At 57.4% G+C, this 23,405-nt stretch carries 21 protein-coding genes; 8 read left to right on the forward strand and 13 right to left on the reverse strand.

From position 1 onward, the window contains the following. Positions 1-26 precede the first annotated feature (26 nt). Entirely contained in the window at positions 27-374 is a 348-nt protein-coding gene (locus ACR0KG_RS07825; protein WP_480826928.1) for a TfoX/Sxy family protein, read from the reverse strand. A 97-nt stretch (positions 375-471) separates the two neighbouring features. Between ACR0KG_RS07825 and ACR0KG_RS07830 the strand changes: the two genes are divergently transcribed. The 3 genes from ACR0KG_RS07830 to ACR0KG_RS07840 are packed head-to-tail and all read left to right on the forward strand — an operon-like array spanning position 472 to position 3,203. Continuing rightward, a complete protein-coding gene (locus tag ACR0KG_RS07830; protein ID WP_480547188.1) occupies positions 472-1,980 on the forward strand; it encodes a CHAD domain-containing protein in 1,509 nt (502 codons plus the stop codon). Positions 1,981-1,983: 3 nt separating this feature from the next. Beyond that, a complete protein-coding gene (locus ACR0KG_RS07835; protein WP_480826929.1) occupies positions 1,984-2,739 on the forward strand; it encodes a ParA family protein in 756 nt (251 codons plus the stop codon). After that, entirely contained in the window at positions 2,736-3,203 is a 468-nt protein-coding gene (locus ACR0KG_RS07840; protein ID WP_480826930.1) for a CYTH domain-containing protein, read from the forward strand. The genes ACR0KG_RS07835 and ACR0KG_RS07840 overlap by 4 nt, the downstream gene beginning before the upstream one ends. Here the strand turns inward: ACR0KG_RS07840 and ACR0KG_RS07845 are convergent. From ACR0KG_RS07845 to ACR0KG_RS07885, 9 genes are all read right to left on the reverse strand, one after another. Next, positions 3,200-4,570 (reverse strand): ATP-binding protein, encoded by a 1,371-nt coding sequence (locus ACR0KG_RS07845; protein ID WP_480826931.1) that lies wholly within the window; start codon positions 4,568-4,570, stop codon positions 3,200-3,202. The two genes, ACR0KG_RS07840 and ACR0KG_RS07845, sit on opposite strands and share 4 nt — an antisense overlap. Next, positions 4,563-5,243 (reverse strand): response regulator transcription factor, encoded by a 681-nt coding sequence (locus ACR0KG_RS07850; RefSeq protein WP_170530173.1) that lies wholly within the window; start codon positions 5,241-5,243, stop codon positions 4,563-4,565. The genes ACR0KG_RS07845 and ACR0KG_RS07850 overlap by 8 nt, the downstream gene beginning before the upstream one ends. Before the next feature lie 193 nt (positions 5,244-5,436). Then, positions 5,437-6,873: a Do family serine endopeptidase gene (locus ACR0KG_RS07855; RefSeq protein WP_480826932.1), complete on the reverse strand. Its 1,437-nt coding sequence runs from the start codon at positions 6,871-6,873 to the stop codon at positions 5,437-5,439. 742 nt (positions 6,874-7,615) lie between these two features. After that, positions 7,616-8,233 (reverse strand): nucleotidyltransferase family protein, encoded by a 618-nt coding sequence (locus ACR0KG_RS07860; RefSeq protein WP_480547200.1) that lies wholly within the window; start codon positions 8,231-8,233, stop codon positions 7,616-7,618. Positions 8,234-8,264: 31 nt separating this feature from the next. Then, positions 8,265-10,682 (reverse strand): GcvT family protein, encoded by a 2,418-nt coding sequence (locus tag ACR0KG_RS07865; protein WP_480826933.1) that lies wholly within the window; start codon positions 10,680-10,682, stop codon positions 8,265-8,267. A 122-nt stretch (positions 10,683-10,804) separates the two neighbouring features. Next, a complete protein-coding gene (locus ACR0KG_RS07870; protein WP_480542879.1) occupies positions 10,805-12,121 on the reverse strand; it encodes an HlyC/CorC family transporter in 1,317 nt (438 codons plus the stop codon). Positions 12,122-12,184: 63 nt separating this feature from the next. Beyond that, positions 12,185-13,138: a site-specific tyrosine recombinase XerD gene (locus tag ACR0KG_RS07875; protein WP_480547203.1), complete on the reverse strand. Its 954-nt coding sequence runs from the start codon at positions 13,136-13,138 to the stop codon at positions 12,185-12,187. Positions 13,139-13,143: 5 nt separating this feature from the next. Further along, complete coding sequence (locus ACR0KG_RS07880) at positions 13,144-14,661, reverse strand: hypothetical protein (RefSeq protein WP_480826934.1); 1,518 nt, start codon at positions 14,659-14,661, stop codon at positions 13,144-13,146. Beyond that, on the reverse strand, positions 14,651-14,800 hold the full coding sequence (locus ACR0KG_RS07885) for a hypothetical protein (RefSeq protein ID WP_170530159.1): 150 nt from the start codon (positions 14,798-14,800) through the stop codon (positions 14,651-14,653). The genes ACR0KG_RS07880 and ACR0KG_RS07885 overlap by 11 nt, the downstream gene beginning before the upstream one ends. A gap of 79 nt (positions 14,801-14,879) precedes the next feature. Here ACR0KG_RS07885 and ACR0KG_RS07890 point away from each other — a divergent pair, with 79 nt between their 5' ends. Next, a complete protein-coding gene (locus ACR0KG_RS07890) occupies positions 14,880-15,467 on the forward strand; it encodes a shikimate kinase (RefSeq protein ID WP_480542885.1) in 588 nt (195 codons plus the stop codon). Continuing rightward, on the forward strand, positions 15,468-16,580 hold the full coding sequence (gene aroB, locus ACR0KG_RS07895; RefSeq protein ID WP_480547207.1) for a 3-dehydroquinate synthase: 1,113 nt from the start codon (positions 15,468-15,470) through the stop codon (positions 16,578-16,580). 8 nt (positions 16,581-16,588) lie between these two features. On the opposite strand, the gene ACR0KG_RS07900 is transcribed toward aroB, so the two are convergent. Together ACR0KG_RS07900 and ssb are read right to left on the reverse strand one after the other, a co-directional pair. After that, a complete protein-coding gene (locus ACR0KG_RS07900) occupies positions 16,589-17,659 on the reverse strand; it encodes a site-2 protease family protein (protein WP_480547209.1) in 1,071 nt (356 codons plus the stop codon). Between the two features lie 18 nt (positions 17,660-17,677). After that, positions 17,678-18,169 (reverse strand): single-stranded DNA-binding protein, encoded by a 492-nt coding sequence (gene ssb / locus ACR0KG_RS07905; protein ID WP_480542891.1) that lies wholly within the window; start codon positions 18,167-18,169, stop codon positions 17,678-17,680. 205 nt (positions 18,170-18,374) lie between these two features. On the opposite strand from ssb, the gene ACR0KG_RS07910 reads away from it, so the two are divergent. The 3 genes from ACR0KG_RS07910 (at position 18,375) to ACR0KG_RS07920 (ending at position 21,132) form a co-directional block, all read left to right on the forward strand. Continuing rightward, positions 18,375-18,953: a lytic transglycosylase domain-containing protein gene (locus ACR0KG_RS07910; RefSeq protein ID WP_480547211.1), complete on the forward strand. Its 579-nt coding sequence runs from the start codon at positions 18,375-18,377 to the stop codon at positions 18,951-18,953. Between the two features lie 99 nt (positions 18,954-19,052). Continuing rightward, positions 19,053-20,015, forward strand: a complete 963-nt coding sequence (locus ACR0KG_RS07915) for a LuxR C-terminal-related transcriptional regulator (protein WP_480547213.1) — start codon at positions 19,053-19,055, stop codon at positions 20,013-20,015. A gap of 130 nt (positions 20,016-20,145) precedes the next feature. Then, positions 20,146-21,132, forward strand: coding sequence for an MBL fold metallo-hydrolase (locus ACR0KG_RS07920; protein ID WP_480826935.1), 987 nt, complete (start codon positions 20,146-20,148; stop codon positions 21,130-21,132). 123 nt (positions 21,133-21,255) lie between these two features. Here ACR0KG_RS07920 and ACR0KG_RS07925 read toward each other — a convergent pair whose 3' ends face one another. Further along, positions 21,256-23,343: an ABC transporter ATP-binding protein gene (locus ACR0KG_RS07925; RefSeq protein WP_170530142.1), complete on the reverse strand. Its 2,088-nt coding sequence runs from the start codon at positions 23,341-23,343 to the stop codon at positions 21,256-21,258. Positions 23,344-23,405: the final 62 nt, after the last annotated feature.

Raw genomic sequence — 23,405 nt, forward strand, 5'->3', positions numbered from 1 at the left:
GCTCCGTTTGGGGCGGCCTTTTTCGTTCAAACCTGTTTCAGATCACTTGCGGACACGCGCACCCCGATCGCGTTCAGGTCTGAGACCAACTGGCTTTCCGCTGCGGGTTTGGCGCCGGCTTTGATCGCCTCAAACCTTTCGCGTAATTGCTTCTTCTCTTCGCCCTTACAATCGTTCCATGGGCGACCCTGAAGACCCATGACCAACACGTAGTACCCGATGAAATGTGCCTTGGTTCCGGCCTGTAACAGTCGGGTATAGGCCTCATCCGCGCCCAGTTCACGTAGGTCCTGCGCGGAGTGTATCCCCGCACGGGCGCAAGCTTCTTCGAAGGCGGGGCCAAGATTTCTGATCGAGGACACAGGTTCGGACATGGGTTTGGTTTAAACGTCCAACCAAGCGCTGTCACCCCAGCATTGACGCATTCCGGTTTTGCTTGTGTTCCGACGGATCTGAAGATTTCATGTCCTCATGAGATTAGAGACAGAGACGTTGTTTGTCCTGCGCGGCGCGTTTGATCCATCTGAGTTTGTCGGGCTGAACCTGCGATATGATCCGGAACGGGCTTCCAAGCCCTTTGTTCTGCTGGATTGTCATGACCAGTCGATCCGCGCATCCGGTCGGATGTTGCTGGAGTTCGGCGGGTCATTGCACCTGCTGGATGGCCAAGGCACGCGTTTGAGCCAAAGATGCAAGGGCCAAAGGCGTTTTGTACAAGACTTGCCAGACGGCCCGCTGCGCGACGCTTTGAAAGGATTTCCGAAACTGCGCGCGCTGATGGCAATTGCCTCGGGCGAGGTCGAGGAGGGCAGCCTTGCCGTTCTGGATGATCTCGAGAAAACCCAGGTGCGTGGTCGCGTCACGGTTTTGTCGACGGTAAACGGGCAGGCGACGATTATTCGCCTCAGTCGATTGCGGGGATATGACAAGGTCTACCTCCGCGCCTGCGACGCGATGTTGGCGGCTGGCTCGGACAGAGCTGACCTGTCTGCGATTGTTCAAGCCTTGGAGCCGGATGAGGCCCCATATCGGGCAAAGCCCGAGATCACTTTGGGACGATCAGAGCCTTCACTTCAGGTGGCTACTGATATTATCTTTACTTTTCTGAAAGTTGCGCGGCAGAATGAAAACGGAGCTATCGCTGATATCGACACCGAATTCCTGCATGATTACCGTGTTTCTCTGCGCCGAATACGATCTGTCATCAGCTTGTTCAAAGGGGTTTTCTCTGACGATCAGACCGCTACGCTAAAAAAGACCTTCTCAGATATGATGACCCCGACCGGGCGCGTGCGGGATTTGGATGTCTATCTTCTGGAAAAAGACATATATTACAGCCTTGTGCCGCACACACTTCACCCGGGACTGGATGCCATGTTCGGGCAATTCCAGAAGGAACGCATGCAGGAACTCTCGCGGCTGACCCGCAGGTTACGCAGCAAAGCCTATCAAAGTCAGATGGCAGAGCTAACGGCGCTGTTTAGCACCACCGAGGGTCTGCAACCGGGGCCAAATGCGCAGCGCGGGGCCTATGACTACGCTTGCGCCCTGATCTGGAAGCGCTATCGTAAGGTCTGCAAGATTGCGCGCAGCATCACGCCTGAAACACCGGATGAGACTGTGCATGATCTGCGGATCGATTGTAAGAAACTGCGCTATCTGATGGAGTTCTTTGCGCCTCTTTACGATGCGAGAGACTTCAAATCGATCCTTAAGCCGTTGAAAAAGCTTCAGGATAATCTGGGCCTGTTCAATGACTACTCGGTCCAGCAAGAGGCGTTGCAGCAGTTCTCCGCGCAGCAATCCAACGCCCAAGGACGCGTTGATGTAAAGATCGGTCTAGCGGTCGGTGGGCTGATCGCGGTGCTGGATCAACGGCAACGGGCCGAGCGTGACCGTGTGATCGCCAATTTCCAGCAGTTCGATGCCCCAGAAACGCGCCAGTTGTTTCGCCACCTGTTTCATCGGTCCAAGGAGTGAGGAATGAAAATCATTGCCTGTTACAGCAACAAAGGCGGTGTTGGAAAAACCGCCACTTCGGTCAATCTGGCCCACGCCTATGCAGCGGCGGGCAAGCTGGTCTTGCTGTGCGATCTCGATCCACAAGGGGCCTCGGGGTTCTATTTCCGTGTGAAACCTTCGAAGAAGCTGACGGATGCGCGGTTTTTCGAGGATGTTAAACGTTTCACCAGCGCCATTCGCGCCAGTGATTTCGAAGGGCTGGATATTCTGCCCGCGAACCTGACCTATCGTGATTTTGATGTGTTTCTGTCGCGGATGCGGAACAGCCGATCGCGCTTGAAGAAGGCGCTGATGGCTGCGGGCAGTGACTATGATGTCATCATTCTGGACTGTCCGCCCAACTTTTCGACCCTGTCCGAAAACATCTTTAAGGCCGCAGACCAGATCGTTGTGCCGGTGATCCCGACAACGTTATCAGAGCGTACCTTTGAGCAGCTGGTTGGGTTCTTCGACCAGCACAAACTGCCGAAGAAGAAGCTGAAAGCGTTCTTTTCAATGGTGCAGCAGCGCAAAACGTTACATCAGCAGACGATGGAGAAGATGCGCAAAGCCTATCGCAAGCGCTTCATGCGCAGCAGCATTCCATTTGCGGCAGATATCGAAAAGATGGGTCAACATCGCGCACCGGTGGTGACCTATGCCCCGCGCGGTGCGGCAGGGGCGGCCTATCAGGCACTTTACAACGAGTTGGAAAACGGGGTGGTTTCGACCAAATGAGCAAAGAAATCGAACGTAAGTTTCTGGTCAACAACCTGCCAGACCTGAGCGGCGCTCAAAAGGCTGTGGTGCGACAGGGCTATCTGACGGCCCCCGAGGATTCGACCGAACTGCGCCTGCGGCAAAAGAATGACCAGTATTTCCTGACACTCAAAAATGCAGGCGGTTTGGTTCGGGTGGAGCGTGAGACCGAGATGTCCGCTGAACAGTTCGAAACCTTTTGGCCCGAAACCGAGGGTCGACGGGTTGAAAAAGAACGCTTTACCAACAGTTTGCCAGATGGGCGGGAGTTCGAGCTGGATATCTTTCAAGGCGTTTTGGCACCATTGCGGCTGGTCGAAGTGGAGTTTTCCAGCGAATCCGAGGCACTTGGTTTCACCCCGCCCGCGTGGTTTGGTGCCGATGTGACCGAAGATAAACGCTATAAAAACAAGAACCTGGCCATTGATGGGGCGCCTGATTAGGCTTGGCGCGACAGGTTCAGCGTTACCTCAAGGCCCGGATCGCAGTTGCGGGCCGCGAACTGCCCCCCATGCATATGCGTGATCGCAGCAACCAGCGCCAGGCCAAGCCCGGCATTGCGCTCGGTCCGGGCAGGGTCGAGCGTGACAAAAGGCAACTGCAGGCGGGGCAGGTCTTCGGGCGGAACGCCGGGCCCCTGGTCACGCACACTCAGATGAGCAAACTGATCGTCCTCACCAATTGTGATGGTAATGGTCGTGTCCTCGGGCGCGTATCGCATTGCGTTTTCCAACAGGTTCGACAGCGCTTGTGACAGCAAGGGTCGGTGGCCCTGAACCGGTGCAGCCCCTCCTTGGACCTTGAACTGGATTTTCTGATCGGCGGCAACCGGATCATAAAGTTCAATCACATCACCAACGAGGTGCTGCAAATCCACCTGCTCAAACTGTTCGCGGCCCAGCCCGGCCTCTGCGCGTGAAATTTCGGTCAACTGCCCGAGCATGCGCAAAACGTGGTCGATTTCCAAAGTGGCTCGGGCGATATCAGCCTCGCGCTCCTGCTCGCTTTTGCCCGGGTCAGACAGCGCCTCGACCCGTTGTTTTAGACGCGACAGGGGGGATCGCAGATCATGGGCAATCGAGTTCGACGTTGTGCGCAGGTTGCTGATCAGTTCTTCGATCCGATCAAGCATATTGTTTAGCGTACCGGCTACCTGATCGAACTCATCCCCGGTGCCGCGCAAGGGCATACGCCGGGACAGATCACCCGAGACGATGTTTTCTGCGGTGCTGGCAATGTCTGACAGGCGGGAAAAAACCAACCGGGTGAACAGCCATCCGGTGAGCACGCTCAGAACCATTGCGATGACAAGGGCCAGCGCCACGGATCGCAGCAGAACCCGATCAAATTGCTGACGCGCAACAGCATCTCGCCCGACGATCAGGCGTTCCTGGCCGGGCAGGCGGATTGAGGCGGCTGAGACCGGCACGAGTTGGTCGTTGTCAGCACGGCGCAGTTCCAGTTCTACCCAGCCACTGCCTGCCGTAATATGTTCGGGCCATTGCTTGAGGTTTCCAACCAGCTTGTTGCCGAACCGATCCGTCAGCAGGTACAGCGCGTCGCGTTCTGAGGCACTGGGAAGGCGGCGTTCGATGGCTGTGATCAAACCGATCAACCCGCGGCGTTCATATTCATCGGCCAGCCCTGTCAGTTCCGCCGAAACGACCGAACGGGTTTCGGATTCAATGCTGCGATTGGCTGTGAAATAGACCAGTGCCAGTACGGTTGCCGTCAAAAATATGCTGAGCACCATACTGGCCAGAACGAGCCGTGTTCGGGAATTATTCAGGGAAAGCCGAAGGTTATCCATCAGACATCATGTAGCCTGAACCTCTGACGGTTTCAATCAACGGTGCTTCGCCACCCTCATCCAATTGGCGGCGCAGTTTCGAGATATGGACGTCGACAACATTGGTGTTCGGGTCGAAGTGATAATCCCAAACGCCTTCCAGCAGCATGGTGCGTGACACGACGCGGTTCTTGCGGCGCAGGAAGAATTCCAGAATCTGGAATTCACGCGGGGTCAGGGTGATCTCATGCCCGTCGCGGGTGACCTTGCGGGTCAGCAGGTCCATTTCAAGGTCTTTGCAGGTCAGCGTTGGTGTCTCTTCCGATTCCTGAGGGCGGCGCAATAGTGCCTCGATCCGAGCATGTAGTTCCTGAAACGAGAAGGGTTTGACCAGATAATCATCCGCGCCCGAATTGAGCCCCTTCACACGCTCATCCACCGCGCTCATCGCGGTCAACATCAAAACCGGTGTCTTCAAACCGGCTGCGCGCATGGATTTGATCAGCGACAGCCCGTCCAACCCGGGCAGCATCCGATCCAGCACGACGGCGTCGAACCCACCATCTGTCGCGTGGTACAGACCCTCGCGGCCATCGGCGGCAACCTCGACCACATATCCTTCTTCGCCAAAGCCCTTGGCGATGAAGTCCCGTGTGTCTTCGTCATCTTCAACAATCAGAAGGCGTCGGCTCATGATCGTGTTCCTTTCTATCGGAATTTAAACACAATTTCCGTATAAAGCACATGGTTTTGACGGGGCTGCCTCAACAACTCTGTGCCGGGTGCAGCCTCGCGCACCCGGCACGCCCGACGGATTGCGGACAAACCAATCCGGCCGGGAGGCGCACGCCAAATATCCCCATCATGAGGCGTGCGCGGGCTTGGGGTCAGGCGATCTCGACCGCAACGAAAATCTGGTAGCCGCCGCGATTGATCAGCACCAGTGCCGGGTCGGTTTTTTCGCTGTCCAACGCCGCTTTCAGCGCGTCAGGTGTCAGCGTGTCCTGGCTGCCCAGTTTGACAATGACATCACCACGCTGCAGACCGGCCTTAGCCGCCGGGCTGTCTGGTTGCAGATCAGTCACAACCACGCCGTCGACACCCTGTGCCACACCCATCTCGGCCCGTGCGGTATCGGTCAGCGGAGCGACGGTCACACCCAGTTGGGTGCCCGAGACCTCGGGATCGACCGGAATATCCGCCTCGGCCGATGCCGACTGATGCTGACCGATGGTCAATTGAAGCTCTTGCGTATCCCCATTGCGCAGCACGGTCAGCGTGCTTTCAGTGCCCACCTTGGTGGTGCCAACCAAAAGCGGCAGATCGCCACTGTTATCAACGGCTTCGTAGTTGAAGCTCAGGATAACGTCACCTTGTTGCAAGACGCCTTCCGCTGGGCTGCCAGCCACAACATCTGAAACCAGCGCACCGGTCGATTTTTCGATGCCAAGGGCAGCCGCGAGTTCCGGGCTGACATTCTGGATCGAAACACCCAGCCAGCCACGGCTGACCTGACCATCGTCGCGCAGGTCGGCTGCGATATGTTCAACGATGTTCGAGGTCACGGCGAAGCCAAGACCAACAGACCCGCCACTTGGCGAATAGATGGCCGAGTTCACGCCAACAACTTCGCCTTCCATGTTGAACAGGGGGCCGCCGGAATTGCCTTTGTTGATTGCGGCATCTGTCTGAATGAACTCGGCATATGGCCCTTGCGAGATGTTGCGGCCCTTTGCCGATACGATCCCTGTGGTCACGGTCGAGCTGAGCCCGAACGGGTTGCCGATGGCTACCACATCTTCGCCCACACGGATGATATCGCTGTTGCCCAGTTCGACGGCTTGCAGCGCTTCACCCGCATCAATCTTCAAAACGGCAATATCGGTCAGCGGGTCGGTGCCGATCACTTCGGCCTCAAAACTCCGGTCATCGTTCAGGCGCACGGTTACGGTTGTGGCATTGTCGACAACATGGTGATTTGTGATGATGTACCCGGCCTCATCCAGCACAAATCCCGATCCCAAACCCTGTGCCGGACCGCGCTGTGGTGCCTGGAAGCCTTCGGGCCCACCGAAGCGCTTGAAAAATTCACCAAACGGATGGGTGTCGAGGTCAAAGTCTTGGCCGGATGCAGGGCTAGTGGTCGGGTCCTGTTCGGCGATGATGGTCACGACCGAAGGGGATACGGTTTCGACCAGATCAGCCAGCGCTTCATCCGCCAGCGCGGGCAGGGCAGTGGATGCAAGCAACGCGGCGCCCAGTGCGCTTGCGCCGATCCAGCCGGATTTCTGCGGCAAAAGAAGCGAGGATTTACGGATGCTCATTTAGGTCTCCTGTGTGTTTCACGCGATTGCAACCGCGCGTTAAAGCCGGAGATATGCCGATAATCTGGGTGTTACCTGATGGTTTCGTTAAGAAAACTTAATTTTGCCACAAAGGAGCAGTTGAGTGCAGATCATCGCCGCCCGAGGATTCGTTGAGTCCTAAGTGGTCGCGTCGAAGAATCAGTGGATTGTTGCCAAAATCGGCGTCAAACAATCAAATCTATTGCATTGCCTTTCTTTTGAGGACAATGCGCACCACCCAAAATCCGAAAATTATGTGATCTTCCTTGGGTTGAGCGTCGAATTTGCTGGTGCAGAAATTCATGTACTAACCGGCTATTTTTATTGCCTTTGGGTCAATTATGCGTGCTCATAAATGGTGTTTCGTTGCAAGGGCCTGATCTCGGATACAACTTATAGTAATGTTGACAAAAGCGGGATGTTGCTCAAAAGCCAGAAGAGCAGTCCTGAACTGGTTCGTTTTGCCCAATTTTATATTGTTTTGAGAGATCAGATCGGGGTAAATAACCTTACCCAAGTGAGGGGGAGCCGAAAGCACTAGGGGGTGCCGACGGTGTTCTCAATCTCAGGTAGTGTATGTTGCATGTTAACGAGGGGGTCTTGTTTAGGTTTCGCAGCATAGTCGACCAGCCCGTTTGGCGTTAGGTCGCGCATTTGAGATTGAAGAAAGTGGTAGTCCTTTATTGGGTACGCGGCCCGGTTGGCAACAACCGGGTCGCAGCTATTTGGGGGACAGGGTATTGCCGTCCCGAACTTTTTGCCAGTTCGCCCAGTCTTCCGGTGTATCCAGGTCACACAGCGCGTTTCGACCGGGAAGGGGCACCAAGCACAGGCGCGCACCGTTCGAACGTATGACGGATTGCGCACCCGTATCTCCGGTCAATTGCGATAAGGTGGCAAAAAGGCTCTGGTCGAACAGAACCGGATGACCGGGTTTGCCGCTTTGGGTAGCACCTCGCCAGATCAGATGGTCCGGGTTCCGCTCGCGAGCGCGCAGCACCGCCTTCAGATCGTCTAGCGTCAGGTCCGGTAGGTCTGCGAGCATAATCATGGCCGCAGGCGCATCGAGGCTGACAAGGGCCAAAGCGCCTCGCAGGCTGGCATTCATACCTTCGGCTGCATCAGGGATTGGTGCGATCTGCACATCAAGCCCTGATAATGCCTCGTATCGGGGATGAGGCCGTGGCGGTAGCGCGACAATGACCGGTCCAGCTGCCATCGCGGTCGAAGCCGAGCGTCGTAACAGGGGAATACCGTCAATCTCTTGCATCAACTTGTCGGCGCCGCGCATACGGCTTGATTGCCCGGCGGCCAGCAGCAGGATTGGTATCTGTATCATGTGGACAACATGCCGCCCCAGTGGCGGTAAGTCATCCCCTCATGCGCGCGCCATCCGCATCAAACAGCGGGGTCGAGATCACACGGGCCTTGCGCAGATCCCCAAGGATTTCGATTTCAACTTCCAGACCGTCCTGCGCACGGTCAGTTGGCAGGAACCCCAGGGCGATGGATTTTTGCGCGTGGTGGGAATAGCCGCCCGAGGTGCAGAACCCCACAACAGCGCCCTCCAGCCAAATTGGCTCATAGGCGTTGACGTCCGCATCTGCCGCATCGACTTCGAAGGCCACAAGTTTGCGTGCAGCACCCGCTGCGCGGTCCGCTTCTGCAGCAGCGCGACCTATGAAATCGGCGTTCTTCGAAAATGAGATAAAGCGATCCAACCCGGTCTCAGCCGCAGTATAATCGGGCGAGAACTCCCGCATCCACGAGCCAAAGAACTTATCCAGCCTCAGGGACATCATAGCGCGCATGCCAAAGGGCGTTATGCCAAACGGCTGCCCAGCCTGCCACAAGGTCCACCACAGCTGTCGTTGGGCCATCGGATCGCAATAGATCTCATAGCCCAGATCGCCGGTGTAGCTGACCCGTTGTACGATGCAGTCCGTCATGCCGATTGTCATCTGGCGCACATCCATGAATCTGAGGTTCGAAATATCCTCACGTGTGCAGGCCGACAAGACCTGCGCGGCCTTCGGGCCCGCGATCTGGAAGCCGTTGAGTTGATAGCTGATGGTGTAGATGGAAACTCCATCGATTGCGTTTTGCTGGAACCAGCGCATGTGGAAGGCCTGACTGCCATAAGAGGCGGTCAGGCGGAATTCGGTCTCACTCAGGCAAGACACAGTGAAATCCCCGATCAGCTTGCCCTTGTGCGACAACATCGGTGTGAGCGACAGGCGCCCCGGCTGCGGAATCCGCCCGGCCATTATCCGATCCAGCCAATCCCGCGCCTGTGGCCCCGCGATCCGGTACTTACCGAAATTATGCACCTCATTGATGCCAACACCGTTGCGGACGGCGCGGACCTCGCGGCCCGTCGCCTCGAATGCATCCGAGCGGCGGAAAGAGGGGGTCTCAAAGCCCGGCTCATCGCCATGCGCGAAATAGTTCGGCACCTCCAGCCCATATTGCTGACCCCAGACCGCGCCCAGTTCGCTGAAGATGTCATACATCGGCGTGGTGCGGTTGGGGCGTGCTGCGGGCAGTTCCTCGTTCGGGTAGGCGACACTGAACCGTTTCTGGTAGTTCTCGATCACTTTCGGGCGGGTATAGCCGGGGCTGATCCAGTTGCCGAACCGGGCGACATCCATGGCGAAGACATCGCGTTCCGGCTCGCCCTCGATCATCCATTGCGCCAGCATCAAGCCAACACCTCCGCCCTGGCTGAATCCGGCCATGACACCGCAAGCGGACCAATAGTTGCGCATCCCCGGCACCGGCCCGACCAGAGGGTTGCCATCGGGCGCAAAGGTGAATGGGCCATGGATCACCGATTTCACCCCGGCCTCGGCCAGAACCGGGAAGCGGGTATAGGCGAACTCGATACTGTCGGTGATCTTGTCATAGTCATCCGGCAGCAATTCATGCCCGAACTCCCACGGCGTTCCATCCACGGCCCAAGGCTTGCAGGGTTGTTCGTAGAACCCGATGCACAACCCTCGCCCTTCCTGCCGCAGGTAGCTTTCTCCTGCAGGGTCCATCACGTGCGGATGCTCTCCGCCCGCGTCGATGATCGCCTCGATCTGGGGGATCGAGTCTGTGACCAGATATTGATGCTCCATCGGGTGCAGCGGGAAATAAACACCCGCCATCGCGCCGACCTCGCGCGCCCAGAGGCCGCCTGCGTTGACAATATGTTCGGCGTGGATCGTGCCCTTGTCGGTGACCACATCCCAGGTTCCATCCGCACGCTGGTTCGTTTCACGCACCATGCAATGGGTCTCGATCGTGGCACCGCCCATTCGGGCCGCCTTGGCATAGGCATGGGTGGTGCCCGATGGGTCCAAGTGCCCGTCCAGCGGATCATAGAGCGCACCGATGATGCCGTCGGTATTGGTGATCGGCGCGATTTTCTTGATCTCATCCGGGCCGACGATTTCGGTTTCCAGCCCCATGAACCGGTGCTTGGCGCGTTCGGCCAGCAGCATGTCGAACCGATCCTGATTGTCAGCCAGCGTCACCCCGCCCACATGGTGAAGCCCGCATGACATGCCGGTGATCTCTTCCAGCTCTTTGTACAGACGAATTGTATAGCCCTGCAGCGCCGCCATGTTGGTATCGCCGTTCAGAGTGTGAAATCCGCCCGCCGCATGCCAGGTCGAGCCCGAGGTCAGCTCGGACCGTTCTAGCAGCATCACGTCTGACCAACCCAGTTTGGTCAGGTGATACAATACCGAACAGCCAACAACGCCACCGCCGATCACGGCCACACGGGTTTGAAGTTTCATGAATACCTCCGTCAGAATTGCGGTCAGTCTGATCGGAGGGTGGTGTTCTGCATGTGAAAATACGACAAAGTTTGTCGGTTAGAGCGCATCAGTTTTTACCAATGCGCTCTGATTGGCGCTTGTTACAGTGTGGAAAGAGGTCTGATCTTCAGCTCTGTGATCCGATTGCCTTCGCGCGACGTCACCTCGAACCGGAAACCGTGGAACGAGAAGACCTGACCCACAACAGGGATCATCTGAGCCTCATGGATCACCAGCCCGGCCAGCGTGTTGGCCTCTTCGTCGGGCAGGGACCAATCCAGCGCGCGGTTCGCGTCGCGGATCGTCATCGCCCCTTCGACAAGGTATTGCCCATCCTCGGATCGGGTCACTGGCACATCTTCTTCGATATCGAATTCGTCTGCGATCTCGCCCACGATTTCTTCGAGGATGTCTTCGAGGGTGATCAACCCTCTCAGTGATCCGTATTCATCCACCACAAGCGCGAAGTGGCTGTGCATCCGCAGAAACTCACGCATCTGGTCATCTAAAGTGGTGGTTTCCGGAACGAAATACGGGTCATTTGCGACCTTGGCGATATCAAAGGATTTCAACCGATCCGCATCACCATCGGTGCCGCCAACCTGCGCATACATGGCGCGGAACAGGTCTTTGGCGTGGACGACGCCCACGATGTTTTCTGGCTCGTCCCGAAAGACGGGCAAGCGCGTATGCTGACTTTCAAGACATTGCTTCAGGATCGCCTCGGGCGCGGCATCCGCGTCGATCATCTCGATGTTCGAGCGATGAAGCATGATTTCTTCCACCACCCGGTCGCCCAGGTCGAGTGCCCCAAGAATCCGGTCGCGGTCTTCTTTCTCGACCACACCTTCGGAATGACCCAGCTGCAGGGCGCCTGCGATCTCTTCCCTTACAGCAAGGATATTGCTGTCGGGGTCAATCCGAACGCCGAACAGGCGAAGAACCCCACGCACCAACAAGCGTACAGCGGCCACGATGGGCGAGAAGACGGTGACAACGACGCCAATGATCGGCGCAACCGCCGAGGCCGCCTTTTCCGAGTTGGTGATAGCATAAGTCTTGGGCAGAACCTCGGCAAAGATCAGAACCAGCAGGGTCATGACAAGCGTCGCCAGCGCCACGCCGCTTTCGCCGAACAGTCGCGTGAACAAGGCCGTGGCCAGCGAGGCCGCCAGAATGTTCACCAGATTGTTGCCTAGCAGAACCGATCCGATCAGGCGTTCATTATCTTCGGTTATTTCCAGCGCTTTTTTCGCGCCGCGAGAGCCTTTGTCGGCCTGCGCGCGCAGTTTTCCTCGGGATGAGGCCGTGAGCGCGGTTTCCGAGCCGGAAAAGAAGCCTGACAGAAAAAGCAAAAGCAAGATGGCGCCTGTGGTAAACCAGAATGCGCCGTCGATCAGAGAGGATGTGGGTTCCATCGGTCCTTGGTTGTTCGTGTTTCTGCACCCGTTATGGGGATGCTGCCCCTATGGATCAAGGGGTTAGCCCTGATCTTTGGGGTCTTTCGCCAGCGGGTGATGCTCTAACACCAGTTCGGCCAGTCGTTCGTCCAGCACATGGGTGTAAATCTCGGTCGTGGCGACATCGGCATGGCCCAGCAGGGTCTGGATCGAACGCAGATCAGCCCCATTGGCCAGAAGATGCGTCGCAAACGCATGGCGCAACGTGTGCGGCGTGACCTTTGCAGGGGAAACGCCGCCAGCAACCGCCAGGTCCTTGACTAGAAGAAAGAAGCGGTGCCGTGTCAGGTGCCCCGATTTCCCGCGCGAGGGGAACAGGAACCGTGATTTCTGCCCGCCTTTCTCAAGTGCGCTCTCTTCAGCCTCATCGCGCTGCACCAGCCAATCGGCCAGCGCGTCGCGGGCGGGTGGGGACAGCGGCACCATGCGTTCTTTACCGCCTTTGCCCAGAACCAATAGCATACGCGGGTCACCGCGCGCCGAGGAGACGGGCAGCGAAACCAGTTCGGTCACGCGCATGCCGGTGGCGTATAGCAACTCCATCAGGCAGGTGTTCCGGATCCGGTCTGATGCGCTGCGCCCGGTCGTACGTGCGGCCTCAAGCAGGCGATCCACTTCAGCGACATCCAGCGTTTTTGGCAGCCTCTTAGATCGGCCGGGGCCTTTGATCTGAATTGCGGGGTTGGCGTCTCTCCATCCTTCTTCAAAGGCAAATCGAAAGAGTTGTTTGATCGCTGACAGACGGCGTGCGCGGGTGGATTTCGACAGGCCTTGAGCGTCGCAATCGATCAGATAGGCTTCGATCTGGTCGCGGTCTGCGTCACCTAGCGCAATCTTCCGATGTTCCAGCCATGCCGCAAAATCCTTCAGGTCGCGCCCATAGGCCAGCAGCGTGTTGGTCGCTGCCCCAAGCTCGGCCGCTTGCGCCTGTAGAAAGGTAGAAATCCACAATTCATGAGAGGCTGGCGCGCTCATCACGATCACCGTTGCAGGATCAAAAGGGTTAAGGCGGCGCGTCTTGCCGTGTCCTCCAGACCGACACGTCGAAAAGCAGCGATGGCGGCAGACAGGTCCACAAGGTTCCCACGTGCGCCATGTGCGAACATCTGCATGGCTTCCAGCAGCGCCTCACCCAACTGGCCCTGATCCAGCAAAGCGTCGATATCCGGCGGAACTGGAGCTGCCCATTGGAACCCCTGTGACACCGCATCCGCCAAGGGTGACGGAGAGAATGCACGCCCCGGATCGCCTTGCGCAAGGGCGGTCAGGAACTGCGTTTCGGTCGATGTGTCTGGCGGGGACATAGCGGCCTGTTCATAAAGCTCGGACAGCATCAGAATGCGCCACCGCAGCGCGTCTGTTGCGGGCACTGGCAGGGTTACGCGCGCCAACTGATCGGCGAACAGCTCGGCAAACGGAACCTCCAGCCCGACGCCGCGCATCTGGTCCCAGACAGGGGGCAGTGTCTTGCCGATTGCCTCAGCATTGCCGGTTTTCAGAGCGCTTTCGAATTGTTGAATCGCTGACACCCGGTCCCAGACTGCGCCCGAAGCGGCTGGCTCACGCTCGGTGTAAAGCCCAAGCAACTGGTTGGGGGTCAGCGCGCCGATCCGGGTCAGGCGCTCAGCAGCTTCGATCTGAGCTTTCCAACCAGCCACATCGCGCAGGTCCGCATTGGCAAAGGCGCGGGGCAACGGGGCCGAGGGCAACCGCTCCCCGATCGCTTCGAACAGGCGGAAGGTCAGGGGGTTCGGGTCGTCCGGTTGAGGAAGATAAGCCGCGTCTTCATAGAGTTCGGGGCTGAGAAATCGGTCCAATAGGTCCAGCTCTTCCGGCGGCAGCAGGCTCAGCGCATGTGCGGCCTCAAGCGTCAGAGCAGCGGACGCCCAATCCCCCCGGCGGGCCTTGCAGAAGATCTGCGCCGCATAGTCAGAGGACAGATGCGGCTGCGCGATCAGAGCGGTGCAGCTGCGATCCTCATCCCCGGTCAACAGCGTGGCATCGAACCAGCGCTGAAATCGCGCCATCGTGTCAGTAGGGCCGGCCAGTTGAACAAGCGACTGCGCGGGATCGGCGGCGCCAAGCTGTATCAAACGATCCAGCCGGGCCAGCAAAAGGGCCTCCTCAGCACCTGGCCCAGCAGGCGCACGGGATTCCGACAGCAGAAGCGTAAACAGCAGGCGCTGCATGGCCGGGTTGGTCTTGACCGGAACGCGCGCGATCAGTTCAGCCAGACGCGCGGGATCGCTGCCCTGCCATAGGTCGACCGGTAGCCCGGTGACCGTGGATGACACAAGGCCCAGCGGCTGAGACAGTGCCTCAAGCGGCGTCACCTCGACCTCGGGCTGAATTCCATTTTGGGTTACGGGCGGTTCCAGTAGGACTGTGCCGGGTAAGTTTTCTGGCGGTTCGGTCAGCCATTCGATCGCCGACAGGGGCTCCTGCGCGTGCGCGGCCCCGGCCAACAGCACTGCCACCGCAATGTGCTTAGTCGACATCCAGAGTAACCGGCTCACGGATTTCGCTTTGAGGGGCCGAGAAATCGGCCCCAAAGAACGGGCCGATATAGGCATAGCCAACGAGCCCGATGAAGCACAGGCAAATTATATATATTAGGAACTTGATCAGACGGCCCATGGCGTCACGCTGCCTCAATTTTTGATTTTGGCCAAGTTATAACTGGCATTTTTTCTAAGATCACGTCATTCACGATGAAATGAGCGAAATTAAGCATAACACGCGACTTGCGGATGACGGATCATCATATGATCTGCACAAAACGGTTGTGCTTGTAGGGATGATGGGGGCCGGAAAGACAGCTGTGGGCCGGGCCTTGGCCGCACGGCTGGGCGTTCCGTTCCTCGATAGCGATGCCGAAATCGAATCGGCGGCCAACATGACAATCCCCGAAATATTCGAACGCGATGGAGAGCCGTTTTTTCGTCAGAAGGAAACGCAGGTCATTGGTCGTTTGCTGGATGAGAAGCGGGGGATACTCTCCACCGGTGGTGGCGCGTTTATGTCTGCCGAAAATCGCAGGATGATCAGTGAACGCGGCGCAGCGGTTTGGCTGCGCGCGGATCTGACTGTGCTTTGGAACCGGGTGCGTCACAAGGATACGCGCCCCTTGTTGCACACCGCCGATCCATACGCCACGCTCAAGGCCCTGTACGAGGATCGCGTTCCGATTTATGCCAAGGCCGATCTGATCGCGGACTCGGATGGCGAAACCTCAATCGACAATATGGTGGACCGCGTGGTCGAGGCCTTGTTGGCTCGCCCGGATGTTTTGGAACGAAAATAAATGCATCAAACCGTACATGTAGAGCTGGGCGAACGCGCATATGATGTCGAGATTGGCCACGATCTGCTGGCGCAATCGGGCGCACGGATCGCGCCTTTGCTGCATCGCCTCAAGGTTGCCGTTCTGACCGATGAAAACGTGGCAGCGCTGCATCTGGATGCGCTGCGTGACGGTTTGGCTGCTGCCGGGATTCAGATGTCTGCGCTTGCACTACCCGCAGGTGAGGCGACCAAAAGCTGGCCGCATTTTGAACGCGCCGTTGAATGGCTGCTGGCCGAAAAAGTCGAACGCCGCGATGTTGTTGTTGCCTTGGGCGGTGGCGTAATCGGAGACCTTGCGGGCTTTGCCGCCGCCGTGTTGCGCCGTGGCGTACGGTTTGTTCAAATCCCAACCTCTCTGTTGGCGCAGGTCGACAGTTCGGTGGGTGGAAAAACCGGGATCAACGCGCCGCAGGGCAAGAACCTGATCGGCGCGTTTCATCAGCCTTCGCTTGTGCTGGCCGACACCTCGGTTCTGGGCACGATGACCCAGAGGGATTTCCTGTCTGGATATGGTGAGGTCGTCAAGTACGGCCTGCTGGGCGATGCCGCGTTTTTTGACTGGCTTGAGGCCAACGGCCCAGATGTTTCGACTGGTGATATGGCCGCGCGAGTCAAGGCGGTCACACGCTCGGTACAGATGAAGGCTGACATCGTCGCGCGGGATGAGACCGAGCAGGGTGACCGGGCGTTGCTGAACCTCGGCCATACATTCTGCCACGCACTAGAGGCCGCGACGGGTTATTCCGACCGTCTGCTGCATGGCGAAGGCGTTGCCATCGGCTGTGCGCTGGCGTTTGAGCTGTCATCCCGTCTTGGCCTGTGTTCGCAGGAAGACCCAAGCCGTGTTCGGGCGCATCTCAAGGCCATGGGCATGAAAACCGACCTGTCCGATATCCCCGGAGAGCTTCCGGATGCCAAGGCTCTGGTCGACCTGATGGCGCAGGACAAAAAAGTGATCGACGGTCAGTTGCGCTTTATCTTGGCGCATGGGATCGGTCAGGCTTTTGTCACCTCGGACGTACCGCGCGATGCGGTGATGTCGGTGTTGCAGGATGCGTTGGCAGCGCGCTGAAACGCTATTCAGCGTCCACCTATAATCATCAACTCGGCAATGTTCTCGCGTGTGATATAGCCGATCATATTCCCTGTTTGGCTCATCACCGCGACCGCAGGCGCGCCTTTGTGCAACTCGCCCAACACCGTTTCCAGCCCTGTGGTCAGCGCGACTTGGGGGATATCGGCCTCCATGATCGATGTTGCCGGGTCGGATCGCGGATGATCCCCGGCCATCGCTGCAAACAGCCGATCGCGTGTGACAAAGCCCAGCAGCGCCCCGTCAGATTCCAGCACCGGAAACTCATGCTGAGTTGTGTGGATCACGGCCTCGGCCGTTGTGTTCAAAGTATCTTGAGGTGATAGAGAGCGAAACGCGGTGATCATGGCGTCGCGTGCCAGAACGCGCCGTGCCACTGACCTAAGCGCGACGTCCTGATTTTCGGAATTGGCCGCGATGAACACAAAGACTGCGATCAGAACCAGAACCGGATTGCCTGAACTCAACCCCCAGAACCCGAAGCCAACCGCGACGATCTGGCCGCTGACTGCGGCGATACGGGTGGCGGTTCTGCGATCCATACGCAGACACAGAAGGGCGCGAAAGACACGCCCCCCGTCCATGGGAAAGGCCGGGATCATGTTGAATGCCGCCAACAGCAAATTGATGTAAGCCAGCCGCTGCAAAAGCCCAAAACTGGCCGTATCCAGATCGGCGAAGGACCCAAGCGACATCCCTGCGCCAAGCAGAACCAGCACCAGCCAGATGACGATATTCACCGCTGGGCCTGCAAGGGCCACGAGGACTTCTTGCATCGGTTTTTCTGGCATCCGCTCCAGCCGCGCCAGACCGCCGATGGGCAACAGGGTGATGTCAGGGGTTTTGATGCCAAAGCGCCGGGCCATCAGGGCGTGACCGAACTCATGCGCCACGACGCAGGCAAACAGGGCCAGCACAAAGAGCAGATTGTCGACGGCCGCTGGCCAGCCGCCGCTGGAATAGGCCGCAAACCCGACCCAGGCGAGCAGAAGGAAGAAGGTGACATGGACCCTAAGTTCGGACCCGAGTAGTCGGCCGAGCGAAAAGGACCATGTCATGCGTTGTCTCCGTTTTGCTTAGAACGGAATCTCGTCGTCGTCGATTCCGCCGGATGCCGGGGCAGGGGCATTGGATTGGCCGCCATAGGGATCGCCATAGCCGCCACCGGCCTGACCGCCGCCATAACCACCCGACTGGCCACCACCGCCACCTTCGCCACGGCTGTCCAGCAGGGTCAGTTCGCCACGATAGGGCCGCAGAACAACTTCGGTCGAGTAACGATCCTGCCCGGACTGGTCCTGCCATTTGCGGGTTTCCAACTGACCTTCGATATAGACCTTGCTGCCCTTGCGCAGATACTGCTCGGCAATACGAGCCAGCGGTTCCGAGAAGATGGCCACAGAATGCCATTCCGTCCGTTCCCGACGCTCGCCAGTATTACGGTCTTTCCAGTTCTCGGATGTGGCGATGCGCAGGTTGCACACTTTGCCACCGTTCTGAAACGACCGCACCTCGGGATCGCGGCCAAGATTGCCGACCAGAATGACCTTGTTGACTGAACCCGCCATGTATTTCCTCGTTCTGTATTACTTTGAATGCGCCGAATCTGACGCCGGATATCTCTGCGACCCTATATCGCCTGCGTCATGGTTAAAACATGATTGATCACACTATCGTTCGGCAAGAAATCCCGTCCCGGCCTTAACCAAGCTTTCATTTTTGACTGGAATACCTATACTCCGACTGATTTTTGAGCGAGCGGGATAAGCTTTGATGCGTTCTGTGTGTGTTGGTTTAACGGTTCTGGGCATTGTGCTGCTGTCGGGCACTGCGCAGGCGGATACCTTGTCGACCAAAAGTCGAATGGATATTTTCCTGAAACAATCCAAAGTGTTGGATGGCCGCGCTGCCACGCAGTATCGCGGGTCCGAACGTTTGAAACCAAAGACCCCGCAAGGCAGTTTCGCCAAACGCTATACCGGCAGCTATCGCGGCCAATATCTGACCATGGCGCGGCAAGCCGCCCGTCTTCATAGCATCCCCGAGGAGCTGTTTTTGCGTCTCGTGCAACAGGAAAGCGGCTGGAATCCGCATGCAAAGTCGCACAAAGGGGCGCTGGGTCTGGCGCAGCTGATGCCACAAACGGCTGAACTGCTGGGCGTGAATCCGCATGACCCCAAACAGAACCTGGAAGGCGGCGCGCGGTATTTGTCCTGGCAATATCGCAAGTTCAAATCCTGGCCCTTGGCTCTGGCCGCCTACAACGCTGGCCCCAAAGCGGTTGAAAAGCACGGCGGTATCCCGCCGTACAAGGAAACCCAGAACTATGTAAAAGTAATCTGGGGCGGTTAAGCCCTGATGCTGCGACGCAGAGCGCCCTATTCTTGATCTTTCACCGATGGACCAACTAACCTGAAAGGGTGTATTGCCCACCAATTGGTGAGACCCCTCATGCCTGTTGATCACCCTCAGATTCCCAAGGAAACACTGGCCAACTGGCAACAGCTTGTGGATCTGGTTGCAGAGCTGGCGGATGTTCCAGCAAGCCTGATCATGAGAACCGATGCGCCAGATCATGCGGTTTTGATCACATCAGATCATCCAGAAAACCCATATCCCGTCGGTATGAGTTTTCAGCTTAATCCGAAACTCTATTGTCACGGCGTTCTACAACGCGACGCAGAACTGGTGGTCAAGGATGCCGCCTGCGATCCGGTTTGGGCAGACAATGACGACCTTGAACACGGTATGACATTTTACATCGGCTTGCCGTTGAAATGGCCGGATGGATCGCTGTTCGGCACAATCTGTGTTCTGGACCGCAAGCAAAACAGGCGCGCGTTGTTGTTCCGCGAAGGTCTTACGCAGTTTGCGCGTATGGTCGAGTCGGATTTGGCCTTGTTGCAAGAGGTTTACCTGCGCCGCGCCCTGGAAGAAAAACTGAACGAGACACTGGCGCAGCTCGAAACCCGCGTTTCGGATCGCACCCGCGAGTTGCAAGAAACGAACACAGCATTGCGTGTTTTGTTGTCCAGTTTGGATGATGACCGTAAAAGCCGAGATCACGAAATTGTCGATCAGGTGCGTAGCCGCGTATTGCCATATCTCGAAAAGGTGCGTGCTCAGCTTTCAGAGGACGAAGCGCAATGCGTATACCTTGAATTGGCTGAGAAAAACCTGAACGAGATTACGTCATCACTCTCTGACGAACTCACGGATGCCTTCGCCGTGATGACTCCGACCGAGATTGAAATCGCACAGATGGTGATGTTCGGAAAGACAACCAAAGACATAGCCAAAGCGCTGTCGCGGGAAACGTCGACCATCGATTTTCACCGCAACAACATCCGTCGCAAACTGGGCCTTGAAGGGCGCGATAAGAACCTACGCAGCCATCTGCTCTCGATTTCGTGATGTTCGAATATGGGGTTTGTCCCCATATTTCACCCTCAATTTTCCGGTCTGAGCCCATATGCTTTGACTTGTTACCCTCTGCCGAGAGGTGCGGACTAACTGCACACAACCAACAGAGAGGTACATCAAAATGGATCGCAAAGATCTGAAACCCACGCTCCTGAAAGGGGACAGGGATCATCTGGCACCGGGGTTGTCGCGCCGGTCTTTCTTTATGGCAGCGGGCGCAGCGGGCGTCGGCGCAACAGCTTCGGTTCTTGGCGCAAAACCAGCAGAGGCGCAATCGCAGGCCTGGCTACAGCCGGGTAACAACAATCATGTGATTGATCTTCAGGGGTCCACCGGCCAGGCCAGCACCGGGGCTGTAGGCATCGATTACTACGGTCATTGTGCAATCAAAATCACTTCACCCAATGGGGCAACTGTTTTGTTTGATCCTTGGCGCGATGATCCGTCTGGTGCCTGGGGACTTTGGTTCCGCAATGAATTCCCGCAAATCCCTGTGGACATCACGCTGTCGACCCATGCGCATTTTGACCATGATGCGATTGAGCGTCCAAGCTCGACCATGGTGTTGGACCGGATGGTGGGCAATTTCGAGTTTGCCGACGTCAAGATCACGGGCTTTGCCGATAAACACGCTTGCGTTGCACCTGGATGGTATGACTGGACGAATGCGCTCGCCGAGTTCGGGGTGGAAGCCTGCCCGCCGAACAATGTCGGCCATATGGATATGGTGGTCTATCTGGTCGAAACCGGCGGCATCCGTACGTTGATCTGGGGCGACAACCGCCATAACCCGCCGCAGGAGTTCTGGGATGCTATCGGGCAGGTCGATGTTCTGACACTGCCAGTGGATGGTTCAGAACACATTCTCAGCTTTGATCAGGGCAATGACATCGTTTATAAGCTCAAACCCAAGGTCATCATCCCGACCCATTACCTGAACGAGGTCACGTCTTACACACTGACCACACTGCAATCCGCCGATGATTGGGTCAAAGGACAGCAGAGTTACCAGATGCTCGACAGCGCCAGCCTCCAGCTTGAAGCTGGTGAAATTGCCGGAATGAGCGAGGAGTTCATGCATTTCGGGAACAACGTCATGACCGGCTGAGCCGACCTCGGAAGACTTCCGCCACTCACGCATACCGATGCGTGCCGCCTGTCTCCCCACAAACCGCGGTGCGAACAGAAAGGGCCGGTCGATGACCGGCCCTTTCCAATTCTGATCAGTGGTTTACTCTGCGGCGATTTTGATCACCGGCTCCATGCGTGCCAGAATGTCCTCGGCCAGGTGGCATTTAACCTGATGACCTTCGGCCAGTGTTCTGACCGGTGGAACATCCGATTCACACCGCCCGTCCGGCACTTCGGATTTCCAGCGGCAGCGGGTCTGGAACGGGCAACCTGGCGGTGGGTTCATCGCAGATGGGATGTCTCCCTCCAGAACGATATGCGTTTTCTCGATGGATGTATCCGCAATCGGAACCGCGCTCAGCAGGGCTTCGGTATAGGGGTGATAGGGGGGCGAGAAGACCTGATCGGTTGTTCCCAGTTCAACCACATGACCCAGATACATGACCATCACCCGGTCACTGAGATAGCGCACAATCGACAGGTCATGGCTGATGAACAGCAGTGTCGTCTTGTGCTCGCGCTGAATTTCCATCAGTAGATCGGTGACCGCCGCCTGCACAGACACATCCAAAGCCGAAACTGGTTCATCCGCCACCACAATCCGTGCATCGCCAGCAAAAGCTCGTGCGATGCCCACACGCTGTTTCTGGCCGCCCGACAATTGCCGTGGCATTCGATCCGCAAAGGCGCGGGGCAGTTTCACCAGATCCAGCAGTTCCAGCATGCGCTTCTTACGCTCGGCCTCGGAATTGCCGACGCCGAAGATCTCAAGCGCGCGGATGATCTGACGCCCCACGGTCATCGAGGGGTTGAGCGTATCAAACGGGTTCTGGAACACCATCTGCACTTCGCCCACGGTTTTCGCGTCGCGTTCTTCAATCGGCACATCTTCGATATTGCGATTGTCCAACAGAATCTGTCCGTCTGTCGCGGTTTCAAGCCCCATCAGAACCTTGGCGAAAGTCGACTTACCACAACCGGATTCACCGACGATGGCCAGCGTCTCGGACTCATGTGCCTCGAAACTCAGCGTCTCGTTGGCTTTCACAACCTTTGTTTCACCGCCTCCGAACAGGGCGTTGGCTGCCACCTCGTAGTATTTCTTGAGGTTGTCCATCTTGAGAACGGTTCGGCCAATCTCGGCCTTTTCCTTCTGCTCGCCCACTGTGATCGGCGCGTTCCAGTCGATCTCTTTGAACTTCAGGCAGCGCGTGTGGTGTCGATCATTGCCGGGCACCGCCTCCATCAGGATATTCTGCGCGTCACAGCGGCCTTCTTCGAAATAGTCACAGCGCGGCCCAAAGTTGCAGCCTGGCGGGCGTTCATGCGGCAGTGGGAAGTTCCCCGGAATGGCGACCAGCGGGCGCGCGTTCTTGTCCGCGCCGGGCAGGGGGATCGACCGGAACAGCGCCTGCGTATACGGGTGCTGCATCTCGTCGAACACGTCTTTGATCGAGCCGCGCTCGACCGCTTCACCGGAATACATCACGCACAGCCGGTCGCAGGTCTCAAGCACCAGACCAAGGTTGTGCGAAATAAACAGCATCGAAGTGCCGTATTTCTTACCCAGATCTTTGACCAGTTCGACCACGGCAGCCTCAACCGTCACGTCCAAAGCGGTGGTTGGCTCATCCAGAATCAAAAGCGCCGGCTTTGACATCAGCGCCATCGCGATCACGATCCGCTGCTGCTGACCACCGGACAGCTGATGCGGGAAGGAATTCAGCATCCGCTCGGGGTCGGGCAGGCGCACATCCGTCACAACTTCCAGCGCGCGGGAATAAGCCTCTTCCTGGCTCACACCCTCATGGATCATCGGCACTTCCATCAGCTGTTTGCCGATCTTCATGGCCGGGTTCAGGCTGGCCATCGGCTCCTGATAGATCATCGCGATCTCGTTGCCGCGAATGTCACGCAGCTCTTCGGTGGTCATCTCAGACAGATCACGCCCCTTGAACTTGATCGAACCGCCAACAATGCGCCCGTTCTTGCCCAGATCCTGCATGACACCCAGCGCCACCGTAGATTTACCACAGCCGGATTCACCCACCAGCCCGACAGCCTCACCAGGCTGCACAGAGACCGAGAAATCCATAACGGCGGGAATTTCCCTCAGCCGGGTGAAAAACGAAATCGAAAGCTTGTCAATCTCTAGGATAGGTCCGTCATAATCTGCCAATTTATTCATCTGTGTTTCTCCTCGCGAGAGTCCGGGGGATCCCCTTCATCTGGCTATAAATATCCCGGGGG

The sequence above is a fragment of the Ruegeria sp. H4 genome (assembly GCF_056533065.1).

Coding starts and splice junctions, on each gene's coding strand:
- ACR0KG_RS07910 (WP_480547211.1), top strand. CDS start 18,375: ATGCGTTCTGTGTGTGTTGGTTTAACGGTTCTGGGCATTGTGCTGCTG.
- ACR0KG_RS07865 (WP_480826933.1), bottom strand. CDS start 10,682: ATGAAACTTCAAACCCGTGTGGCCGTGATCGGCGGTGGCGTTGTTGGC.
- ssb (WP_480542891.1), bottom strand. CDS start 18,169: ATGGCGGGTTCAGTCAACAAGGTCATTCTGGTCGGCAATCTTGGCCGC.
- ACR0KG_RS07890 (WP_480542885.1), top strand. CDS start 14,880: ATGAGCGAAATTAAGCATAACACGCGACTTGCGGATGACGGATCATCA.
- ACR0KG_RS07875 (WP_480547203.1), bottom strand. CDS start 13,138: ATGAGCGCGCCAGCCTCTCATGAATTGTGGATTTCTACCTTTCTACAG.
- ACR0KG_RS07850 (WP_170530173.1), bottom strand. CDS start 5,243: ATGAGCCGACGCCTTCTGATTGTTGAAGATGACGAAGACACACGGGAC.
- ACR0KG_RS07915 (WP_480547213.1), top strand. CDS start 19,053: ATGCCTGTTGATCACCCTCAGATTCCCAAGGAAACACTGGCCAACTGG.
- ACR0KG_RS07900 (WP_480547209.1), bottom strand. CDS start 17,659: ATGACATGGTCCTTTTCGCTCGGCCGACTACTCGGGTCCGAACTTAGG.
- ACR0KG_RS07855 (WP_480826932.1), bottom strand. CDS start 6,873: ATGAGCATCCGTAAATCCTCGCTTCTTTTGCCGCAGAAATCCGGCTGG.
- ACR0KG_RS07920 (WP_480826935.1), top strand. CDS start 20,146: ATGGATCGCAAAGATCTGAAACCCACGCTCCTGAAAGGGGACAGGGAT.
- ACR0KG_RS07845 (WP_480826931.1), bottom strand. CDS start 4,570: ATGGATAACCTTCGGCTTTCCCTGAATAATTCCCGAACACGGCTCGTT.
- ACR0KG_RS07880 (WP_480826934.1), bottom strand. CDS start 14,661: ATGTCGACTAAGCACATTGCGGTGGCAGTGCTGTTGGCCGGGGCCGCG.
- ACR0KG_RS07825 (WP_480826928.1), bottom strand. CDS start 374: ATGTCCGAACCTGTGTCCTCGATCAGAAATCTTGGCCCCGCCTTCGAA.
- ACR0KG_RS07835 (WP_480826929.1), top strand. CDS start 1,984: ATGAAAATCATTGCCTGTTACAGCAACAAAGGCGGTGTTGGAAAAACC.
- ACR0KG_RS07925 (WP_170530142.1), bottom strand. CDS start 23,343: ATGAATAAATTGGCAGATTATGACGGACCTATCCTAGAGATTGACAAG.
- ACR0KG_RS07840 (WP_480826930.1), top strand. CDS start 2,736: ATGAGCAAAGAAATCGAACGTAAGTTTCTGGTCAACAACCTGCCAGAC.
- ACR0KG_RS07860 (WP_480547200.1), bottom strand. CDS start 8,233: ATGATACAGATACCAATCCTGCTGCTGGCCGCCGGGCAATCAAGCCGT.
- aroB (WP_480547207.1), top strand. CDS start 15,468: ATGCATCAAACCGTACATGTAGAGCTGGGCGAACGCGCATATGATGTC.
- ACR0KG_RS07830 (WP_480547188.1), top strand. CDS start 472: ATGAGATTAGAGACAGAGACGTTGTTTGTCCTGCGCGGCGCGTTTGAT.
- ACR0KG_RS07870 (WP_480542879.1), bottom strand. CDS start 12,121: ATGGAACCCACATCCTCTCTGATCGACGGCGCATTCTGGTTTACCACA.
- ACR0KG_RS07885 (WP_170530159.1), bottom strand. CDS start 14,800: ATGGGCCGTCTGATCAAGTTCCTAATATATATAATTTGCCTGTGCTTC.